The organism is Cupriavidus sp. FW216-B1 (genome assembly GCF_058789195.1).
Genome location: NZ_JBYTEL010000043.1, coordinates 1 through 8766, shown reverse-complemented (window position 1 = coordinate 8766; position 8766 = coordinate 1). Strand labels below are relative to the sequence as shown.

Sequence of the window (8766 nt, the reverse complement as noted above, 5' to 3'; positions counted from 1 at the left end):
TGCCTTGTTGGCGGCGCAGCGGTGGAGCGGTTCGGCCTGGTGGCCGGCAGCTACACCCACATGCTGGCGGTGGCGGCAGCAGCGGTCTTCGGGCTGGCCATCGTCAACAACGGGATGCAGCAGATCCCGGAGTGGTTCAACGCCGCGCGCCGCAGGATCGCCGGGAGCTGACATGCTGACCTCAATCAATCTGGTGGCGAACGCCATCATCTTCGTTGGCTCGCTCTGGGCCGTCCTGACGCACAAGGTACCGAACCGGACCGGGGGCGCGATGGTGCTGTTCCTGCTGAATCTGTCGGCGTTCGGGAACATGGTCATGCCGGGCTACTGCCACAGCCAGCCTGAGGTGGCGTCGAACGTGGCGGTCGCGATGGGCGTGCTGTGGGCGTTCTGGCGGCTGGAGCTGCGGCACTGGTTCAAGGGGAGGCCGGCATGAACACACTATCGAAAGTCCTGCGGCAGCCGGCCCCCGGCCGCCTGTCCTTCTGGTGCCCGGGTTGCCGGGATGCCCACCAGATCCAGATCGGCACCGGACCGGGCCCGCGGTGGGGCTGGAACAGCGATGCCGAGCGCCCGACCTTCACGCCGAGCGTGCTGGTGACGTGGAGCATGCCGAGCGACAACCCGGCCAAGTTCGACGACGCCAGCAAGGACGTCAAGAAGGTCTGCCACACGTTCGTGACCGATGGCCAGATCCAGTTCCTCAGCGATTGCACGCATGCGCTGGCCGGGCAGACCGTGCCGCTGGCCGAGTTTCCGGAGGGCTGGGGATGCTGATGCCGACGATTCCATGGCGCGCCGCCGGCGTGGCCGCGCTGCTGGGCGCCGTCCTGGCGCTGGTGGTGGCCAACTGGCTCTACTTCGCCCCGCGCGCGGCCGCCGCCGGCCAGGCGCTGGAAGCGGCGAACCAACGGGCCGGCCGGGCGCTGGATGCGAACGCGCGCTGTGCCGCCGACGTGGACACGGCCAACAAGGCCGTCGCGGTGCTGAAGCAAGCTGCGGACGAGCGCGCCGCCAGTGTCGCGGCCGCGCTGGCCGAGGCGCAGGGCCGGGCCACCGAGGCGGAGAAGAAGGCCGACGACCTGGCGCGCCGTCCGCCGTCGAAGCCCGCCGACCTGTGCGGCTCGCTCGACGAGCTGCTGACCGAGACGATCAAGGGGCGGAGGGCAGGGCGATGAAGAGCATCCTGGTGCTGGGCATGCTGCTGGCCGGCTGCGCGAGCGCGCCGCCGCAGGTGATCACGCAGACGAAGACGGTCGAGGTGCCGGTGGCCGTGCCCTGCAAGGTAGAGCCGGTGCCGCGGCCTGCTTGGGCACTGGATCAGGTCGATCCTGCTGCCGACGTGTTCACGAAGGGCCGAGCGGCGCTGGTGGAGGTCGGCCAGCGCGCGGCGTACGAGATCATGCTGGAGGCGGCCGCCGCGGCGTGCCGGTAGCCGCGCAGATGATCAGGCGGGGTTGACTGGCGTGTCGGGCGCGCCAATTATTCCCAGGCGCTGTGTGAGGGCGATATGGTAAAGCGTTGCGCCCACGGTCAACAGCGCCTGCCATACCTCGTCCGGCATCTGCTCGTCGGCCATCAAGCTGGACAGGCCGGCGATGGCGTCATCAATACGCAATTCATCCTTTTCCGCCAGCGCCATACGCTCGAAGGCTGCTATCACATCGCCCGGGTCCATGATCGCTCCTTCGCTTGTATGTAGGAGGCAGTCTAGGTCATCGTCGACGATTCTATGCATCCGTCTTCGACAGGCTCGGCGCGGTAGGCCTTCCAGTGGTAGTACGAGGACTTGCCGTGCTTGTACCGCCCCAGTTGGATGTAGAGCCGCACCCAGCCAGCGTGGCCGGCGTTGATCACCACCTCATGGTGCTGCGGCGATGTGTTCCAGTCGGGCCGCGGCAGCGTCTGCAGCGCTTCTGAGATGTAGTCGCCTCGGACCCGCGCGAGGATGCCATTTGACGAGGGGCCGGCGGGTTGATTGCTGCCCGGGACGTGAAACTGGCAGCCGGCCGAAAGTTTGCTGTTACCCATGATGCACACCAAAAAGCACTGTATGGATGAACAGTATATGACCCGCGGCGCCGAATGGAATATGTCGACTGCAATATTCCCATAATCGGGTTTTGCGGAACTGCAGATGAATTGCGGAAAACAAAAAGGGCTTCCAGTTGCCTGGAAACCCTTTCAAATACTGGTGGCGAATCAGGGACTCGAACCCCGGACCTGCGGATTATGATTCCGTCGCTCTAACCGACTGAGCTAATTCGCCGTTGAAGACCGAAATTATACCTGGGCTTTCAACGCTGTCAACACCTTCCCCGAAAAAGTTTCGGGGCGCCGCCGCGGGCCGCGCGTGCCGTGGGCGCAAAAAAAAAACCGGCGGACCTTGCGGCCCGCCGGCTGGAGCGACTGATTACCGGGTCAGTCTTGCCTGCGTATTCCTGCAGCCTGCTGGCCGCGTATGCGCGAGGTCCGTTCAGTCGTTGGCGTAGATGTCGAGGTCCTTGGTTTCCCGCACGAACAGGGAGCCGAGGACCAGCGTCACGCCGGCGATGATGATCGGGTACCAGAGGCCGTAGTAGATGTTGCCGTTCTGCGCCACCAGCGCGAAGGAGATGGTGGGCAGCAGGCCGCCGAACCAGCCGTTGCCGATGTGATACGGCAGCGACATCGAGGTGTAGCGGATGCGGGTCGGGAACATCTCCACCAGCATGGCGGCGATCGGGCCGTACACCATCGTCACATAGATGACGAGGATGACGAGGACCACCAGCACCATGATGGTGTTCATCTGCGCCGGGTCGGCCTTGGTCGGGTAGCCGGCCGAGGCCATCGAGCTGCCCACTTCCTTCTTGAACGCGGCGATCTGCTTCTTGCTGGCGTCGTCGAAGCTGTGGCCGGCGGTATCCAGCGAGGCGTTGAAGGCGTCGATCTGCTTGTCGCCGATCTTCACCGAGGCCACCGTGCCGGCCGGGGCTTCCACCACTTCATAGCTGGCGGAGGCTTGCGCCAGGGTCCGCTTGACGATGTCGCAGGAGCTGCGGAAATCGATCTCGCGGGCGATCGGGCTGCCCTGGAACGAGCACTGCTTGGGATCGGCGGTGACGACGATCTGCGCGGTCTGCTGCGCGCGTTCCAGCGCCGGGTTGGCGTAGTGGGTGAGCGCCTTGAACAGCGGGAAGTAGGTCAGCATCGCCAGCGCGCAGCCGGCCATGATGATCCACTTGCGGCCGATCTTGTCGGACAGCGAGCCGAAGAAGATGAAGAACGGCGTGCCGATCACCAGCGCGCCCGCGATCAGCAGGTTGGCGGTGGTGGCGTCGACCTTGAGCACCTGGGTCAGGAAGAACAGCGAGTAGAACTGGCCGGTGTACCAGACCACGGCCTGGCCGGCGGTCAGGCCCACCAGCGCCAGGATCACGATCTTGAGGTTGCGCCATTGGGCGAACGCTTCGGTCAGCGGCGCCTTGGAGGTCTTGCCTTCGGCCTTCATCTTCTGGAACGCCGGCGATTCGTTCATCGACAGGCGGATGTAGACCGATACCGCGAGCAGCAGGATCGAGACCAGGAACGGAATGCGCCAGCCCCAGTCGTCGAAGGCCGCGCCGGTCAGGTTGCGGCACAGCAGGATCACGATCAGCGACAGGAACAGGCCGAGCGTGGCGGTGGTCTGGATCCATGCCGTGTAGGCGCCGCGCTTGCCGTGCGGGGCATGCTCGGCCACGTAGGTGGCCGCGCCGCCGTACTCGCCGCCGAGCGCCAGGCCCTGCAGCATGCGCAGCGCGATCAGGATGATCGGCGCCGCCCACCCGATCGTGGTGAAGCCCGGCAGCAGGCCCACGATGAAGGTCGACGAACCCATGATCAGGATGGTCACGAGGAAGGTGTACTTGCGCCCGATCATGTCGCCGAGGCGGCCGAACACCAGCGCGCCGAACGGCCGCACGATGAAGCCGGCGGCGAAGGCCAGCAGCGCGAAGATGAACGCCGCGGTGGGGTCCAGTCCGGCAAAGAACTGCTTGGCGATGATGGCCGCCAGCGAACCGTAGAGATAAAAGTCGTACCACTCGAATACCGTGCCGAGAGAGGAGGCGAAAATCACCTTCTTCTCTTCGGCTGTCATTGCCGAACCCTGGGCGCTGCCGCCGGGCATCGCTACGTTCTGCGCGTTAGCCATTGTCTCCTCCGTTTTGAGATCGGAATCGTTCGGGTGGGCAGCGGGCACGCGTGGCGCGGACACAGCACAGCCACCGAAGTTCAATGGATTGTGGGAGGCGAAACTTACTGCGTTCTGACAATTTCCGCCCCGTTCGCCACTAAACGCTCGGGGTATACGCTAGGCAAAAAAACGCGCCGCGATTGCTGCGGCGCGATGCCTTGCGGCCTCGTCAGCGGCCCGCTTCGGCACTGGGCGCGGCGGTCGCGGTTTTCCTGCTATGCAGCATCCTGGCCGCGATCGCGGGGCACGGCCGGGGTGGCGGTTTCGTCATCGCTTTCGTCGGCCGTCAGGTTCATGCGCCATGCGTAGAGCGCCGCCATCAGCACGTAGACCACCAGCGCGCCCTGCGCGCCGACCCAGAACGAGAACGGCCAGCCGAAGAAGTCGAAGCGCAGTTCGCGCGCGAACCAGGCGACCACGAACGTGACCACGAACCAGATCGTCAGCAGCACGGCGATCCAGCGCAGGTTGTGGCGCCATGCGCGGCGCGCGGCCGGGGAGGGCCGGCCGGGCGGCATGGGCGGCGTCGGCTGAACAGGCGAGATGGGCGGAACGTGCGCCGCAGGCTCGACGGGTGGCTGGCCGGTATCGCTCATGCGGCATCCCCGGCGACGGGCCGGCGCAGCGTGACGCGGAAGCACGCTCCGGCCAGGCGCGGCTCGGTCTGGTAGACGTTGTCGACGATGGCGACGTCGCCGCCGTGCTGCTGCACGATCTCGCGCACGATGGCCAGGCCCAGGCCGCTGCCCTGGGTCTGCGTGCCCAGCACGCGGTAGAAGCGCTCCATCACGCGTTCGCGCTCGGCCACCGGAATGCCGGGGCCGGTGTCTTCCACCTCGAGGTAGGCGAACGGCTCGAACGCGTCGGCACGCACGCGCACGGTGGCGTGGCCGCCGGCGGGCGTGTAGCGGATCGCGTTGTCGATCAGGTTGTTGAGCATCTCGGTGAGCATCAGGCGGTTGCCTTGCACCATGACGGGATGATCGTCGGCGTCGACGCCGAGATCGATGCGGCGCGCCCACGCCTGCGGCAGCCAGTCCTTGACCACCTCGCGCGCGAGCGCGCCCAGGTCCAGTGGCGCCATGCTGCTGGCGCCGGCGAGGTTCTCCATGCGCGCCAGCGACAGCAGCTGCGTGACCAGGTGGGCGGTGCGCTCGGAGCTGCCGGCGATCTGCGCCAGCGACTTGCGCAATTCCTCCGGCGTCTGCTCGCGCTGGGCCAGTTCGGCCTGCATGCGCAGGCCGGCCAGCGGCGTCTTCATCTGGTGCGCGGCATCGGCGATGAAGCGCTTCTGCGTCTGCACCGACATGTCCAGGCGCGCGAGCAGGTCGTTGAAGGACGCCACCAGCGGCGTGATCTCCTGCGGCGCGGCGTGCTCGTCGATGGGGCTGGTGTCGCCGGGGTTGCGCGCGCGGATGCGCTGCTGGATCGCGTTCAGCGGCGCCAGCCCGCGCGTGAGGCCGAACCACACCAGCACCACCGCCAGCGGCAGGATCACGAACTGCGGCAGGATCACGCCCTTGATGATTTCATTGGCCAGGCGCGCGCGCTTGTCCAGCGTTTCGCCGACCTGCACCAGCACCGGCTGGGTGTCGCTGCCGTGCTTGAGGTCGACGTAGGTATAGGCCACGCGCACGTCGTTGCCGGCCACGCGGTCGTCGCGCAGCGACACCAGCCCGGCGTGGCCGCGGTCTTCCTCGCTGGGCAGCGGCAGGTCGTTGTCGCCGGCGACGAACTCGCCGTGCGTGCCGACCACCTGGTAGTAGATGTTGTCGCTCTCGTCGGCGCGCAGGATCTCGCGCGCGGACAGCGGCAGCTGCAGCGTGACGCGCCCGTTGACCTCGCGTACCTGCTGCGAGAGCACGATGGCGCTGGCCTCCAGCGAGCGGTCGAACGGCCCGTTGGCGATCGACTTGGCCACCAGGTAGGTCACGGCGATGCTCATCGGCCAGAGCAGCAGCAGCGGCGCCAGCATCCAGTCCAGGATCTCGCCGAACAGCGAGCGCGGCGACGGGTGGCCGGCGCTGTCCTCCAGATGGGGCAGCGCCTCGGCCAGCGCTTCGTCGCCAGGACTGGCATCGGGCGCGGCGGAGTCGGGAGGCGGCGTGGCGGGCCGGGCGGCCCGCGCGCGCCGCCGGGGCAGTCGCAGCAGGCTCATGGGGAAGGGTTCGGGTGGTCCGTGGCGGGCAGGCCGGAAGAACGACGCGGGGCGGGCGGCAGGATGGGTGGCGAGATAGGCGGTGGAATAGGCGAGGTCTCCCGGCCGGCTAGCCGTGCACCGCGGCGGCCTGGTATTTCTCCAGGCAATAGCCCAGGCCGCGCACCGTGGCGATGCGGATGCCGCCCACCTCGATCTTCTTGCGCAGCCGGTGCACGTAGACTTCGATGGCGTTGTTGCTGACTTCCTCGCCCCATTCGCACAGGTGGTCCACCAGTTGTTCCTTCGAGACCAGCCGCCCGGTGCGGGTCAGCAGGATTTCCAGCAGGCCCACCTCGCGCGCGGAGAGGTCCAGCATCTCTTCGTTCAGGTAGGCGATGCGGCCGACCTGGTCGAAGGCCAGCGGGCCGTGGTGCGTTAGCGTGGCGCCGCCGCCGGCGCCGCGCCGCACCAGCGCGCGCACGCGCGCTTCCAGCTCGGACAGCGCGAACGGCTTGGCCATGTAGTCGTCGGCGCCGAGGTCCAGCCCCTTGACGCGCTCGTCCACGCCGTCGGCGGCGGTCAGGATCAGCACCGGCAGCATGGCGCCGCGCGCGCGCAGGCGCTTGAGCACCTCCAGGCCGGGCAGGCGCGGCAGGCCGAGATCGAGGATGAGCAGGTCGAAGGTCTGGGTGGACAGCGCCGAATCGGCCTCCATCCCGCTGGCCACGTGGTCGACGGCATAGCCGGAGTGGCGCAGGGAGCGCGTCAGGCCGTCGGCCAGCACGTCGTCATCTTCAGCGATCAGAATACGCATGGTTGTCTCCACCCAGGCTCGGCTTTGTCGCCCCTTTGCCACCGGGTGTCGCCGGCGGTGCGGGCAGGGCTTGCCAAGCATACTGTTTTTTTATACAGTACCCGCTTGTTCCGGTCGCATTGTGCGCGGCCGGCATTTACCGGATTTTTCCGCCGCCTCTCATGCTGCGCGCCGATGCCACGGGCGGGTCGCGTACCGGGGCGGGCGGCGGAGCGGGCGCAAGCCCGCAAAAGCAGGCAGCGCGCCACATGCGGCCTATTTATACACCATTGACGGAAGGACGACCATGGATGACGGCAAGAAGGCGGGTGCTGGCGTAAGCGCCGAAAAGCAGAAGGCGCTGGCGGCCGCGCTGGCCCAGATCGAGAAGCAGTTCGGCAAGGGCTCGATCATGAAACTGGGCGAAGCCGAAATCGACCAGGACATCCAGGTCGTGTCCACCGGTTCGCTGGGCCTGGACATCGCGCTGGGCGTGGGCGGCCTGCCGCGCGGCCGCGTGGTGGAGATCTACGGTCCGGAATCGTCGGGCAAGACCACGCTGACGCTGCAGGTGGTGGCCGAGATGCAGAAGCTGGGCGGCACCTGCGCGTTCATCGACGCCGAGCACGCGCTCGACGTCAACTACGCCGGCAAGCTCGGCGTCAACGTGGGCGACCTGCTGATCTCCCAGCCGGACACCGGCGAGCAGGCCCTGGAAATCACCGACGCGCTGGTGCGCTCGGGCTCGGTCGACCTGATCGTGATCGACTCGGTGGCGGCGCTGGTGCCCAAGGCCGAAATCGAAGGCGAGATGGGCGACTCGCTGCCGGGCCTGCAGGCCCGCCTGATGAGCCAGGCGCTGCGCAAGCTGACCGGCACCATCAAGCGCACCAACTGCCTGGTGATCTTCATCAACCAGATCCGCATGAAGATCGGCGTGATGTTCGGCTCGCCCGAGACCACCACCGGCGGCAATGCCCTCAAGTTCTACGCCTCGGTGCGCCTGGACATCCGCCGCATCGGCTCGATCAAGAAGGGCGACGACGTGATCGGCAACGAAACCAAGGTCAAGGTGGTCAAGAACAAGGTCTCGCCGCCGTTCCGCGAGGCATTCTTCGACATCCTCTACGGCCAGGGTATTTCGCGCCAGGGCGAGATCATCGACCTCGGCGTGGACGCCAAGATCGTCGAGAAGTCGGGCGCCTGGTACAGCTACAAGGGCGAGAAGATCGGCCAGGGCAAGGACAACGCGCGCGAATACCTGCGCGAGAATCCCGACATCGCCGACGAGATCGAGAACAAGGTGCGCGAGACGCTGGGCGTGGCACTGATGAACGGCACGCCGGCCGCAGCAGTGACGGCCGACGCGAGCTGAGCGGGGCCGGGCGGGGCGCGTTGAGAGCATCGGAGGGCCATCGGGGCCGGCTGGAGTTGAGCCTCGCTCTGGTGGTCGGTGGTCTGCCGATTTCGCGGGCTTTCTCGTCCGTTTTCTTGCCTGCTGTTTTGTTCGATCTCGCCTGATTTCGCTTGATCCCGGCCGGGGGGGGGGGGGGGGGGGGGGGGGGGGGGGGGGGGGGGGGGGGGGGGGGGGGGGGGGGGGGGGGGGGGGGGGGG

11 protein-coding genes and 1 tRNA gene are annotated in these 8766 nt (G+C 67.3%); 5 read left to right on the top strand and 7 right to left on the bottom strand.

Annotated elements, in window-relative coordinates; all coding sequences use genetic code 11:
- The first annotated feature begins 172 nt into the window (after nt 1-172).
- Genes AC3WXD_RS34750 through AC3WXD_RS34735 form a run of 4 tightly spaced genes read left to right on the top strand, consistent with a single transcriptional unit; the run spans nt 173 to nt 1435 of the window.
- Nucleotides 173-436 (top strand): hypothetical protein, encoded by a 264-nt coding sequence (locus AC3WXD_RS34750; RefSeq protein WP_492325715.1) that lies wholly within the window; start codon nt 173-175, stop codon nt 434-436.
- Nucleotides 433-777: a ubiquitination-like system serine protease family protein gene (locus tag AC3WXD_RS34745; RefSeq protein ID WP_492325714.1), complete on the top strand. Its 345-nt coding sequence runs from the start codon at nt 433-435 to the stop codon at nt 775-777. Before AC3WXD_RS34750 ends, AC3WXD_RS34745 begins: the two co-directional genes overlap by 4 nt.
- Nucleotides 777-1178, top strand: a complete 402-nt coding sequence (locus AC3WXD_RS34740; protein WP_492325713.1) for a hypothetical protein — start codon at nt 777-779, stop codon at nt 1176-1178. Before AC3WXD_RS34745 ends, AC3WXD_RS34740 begins: the two co-directional genes overlap by 1 nt.
- On the top strand, nt 1175-1435 hold the full coding sequence (locus AC3WXD_RS34735; RefSeq protein ID WP_492325712.1) for a hypothetical protein: 261 nt from the start codon (nt 1175-1177) through the stop codon (nt 1433-1435). The genes AC3WXD_RS34740 and AC3WXD_RS34735 overlap by 4 nt, the downstream gene beginning before the upstream one ends.
- Nucleotides 1436-1447: 12 nt before the next feature.
- On the opposite strand, the gene AC3WXD_RS34730 is transcribed toward AC3WXD_RS34735, so the two are convergent.
- The 7 genes from AC3WXD_RS34730 to AC3WXD_RS34700 all read right to left on the bottom strand — a co-directional run bounded on the left by AC3WXD_RS34730 (nt 1448) and on the right by AC3WXD_RS34700 (nt 7173).
- Nucleotides 1448-1678: a hypothetical protein gene (locus tag AC3WXD_RS34730; RefSeq protein ID WP_492325711.1), complete on the bottom strand. Its 231-nt coding sequence runs from the start codon at nt 1676-1678 to the stop codon at nt 1448-1450.
- Nucleotides 1679-1710: 32 nt separating this feature from the next.
- On the bottom strand, nt 1711-2031 hold the full coding sequence (locus AC3WXD_RS34725; RefSeq protein WP_492325710.1) for a hypothetical protein: 321 nt from the start codon (nt 2029-2031) through the stop codon (nt 1711-1713).
- 161 nt (nt 2032-2192) lie between these two features.
- Nucleotides 2193-2269, bottom strand: a tRNA-Met gene (locus AC3WXD_RS34720).
- 207 nt (nt 2270-2476) lie between these two features.
- The gene (locus AC3WXD_RS34715; protein WP_029043897.1) at nt 2477-4177 is read right to left on the bottom strand and encodes an MFS transporter; all 1701 of its coding nucleotides are present in this window, start codon (nt 4175-4177) and stop codon (nt 2477-2479) included.
- 257 nt (nt 4178-4434) lie between these two features.
- The gene (locus tag AC3WXD_RS34710) at nt 4435-4737 is read right to left on the bottom strand and encodes a DUF4212 domain-containing protein (RefSeq protein ID WP_492325716.1); all 303 of its coding nucleotides are present in this window, start codon (nt 4735-4737) and stop codon (nt 4435-4437) included.
- A 74-nt stretch (nt 4738-4811) separates the two neighbouring features.
- Nucleotides 4812-6377 carry a sensor histidine kinase gene (locus AC3WXD_RS34705; RefSeq protein ID WP_492325709.1) on the bottom strand — a complete coding sequence of 522 codons (1566 nt, stop codon included), beginning with the start codon at nt 6375-6377 and terminating at the stop codon, nt 4812-4814.
- A 109-nt stretch (nt 6378-6486) separates the two neighbouring features.
- Nucleotides 6487-7173 (bottom strand): response regulator transcription factor, encoded by a 687-nt coding sequence (locus AC3WXD_RS34700; RefSeq protein WP_020204400.1) that lies wholly within the window; start codon nt 7171-7173, stop codon nt 6487-6489.
- A 286-nt stretch (nt 7174-7459) separates the two neighbouring features.
- Between AC3WXD_RS34700 and recA the strand changes: the two genes are divergently transcribed.
- Entirely contained in the window at nt 7460-8527 is a 1068-nt protein-coding gene (recA, locus tag AC3WXD_RS34695; protein WP_020204401.1) for a recombinase RecA, read from the top strand.
- Nucleotides 8528-8766 lie beyond the last annotated feature (239 nt).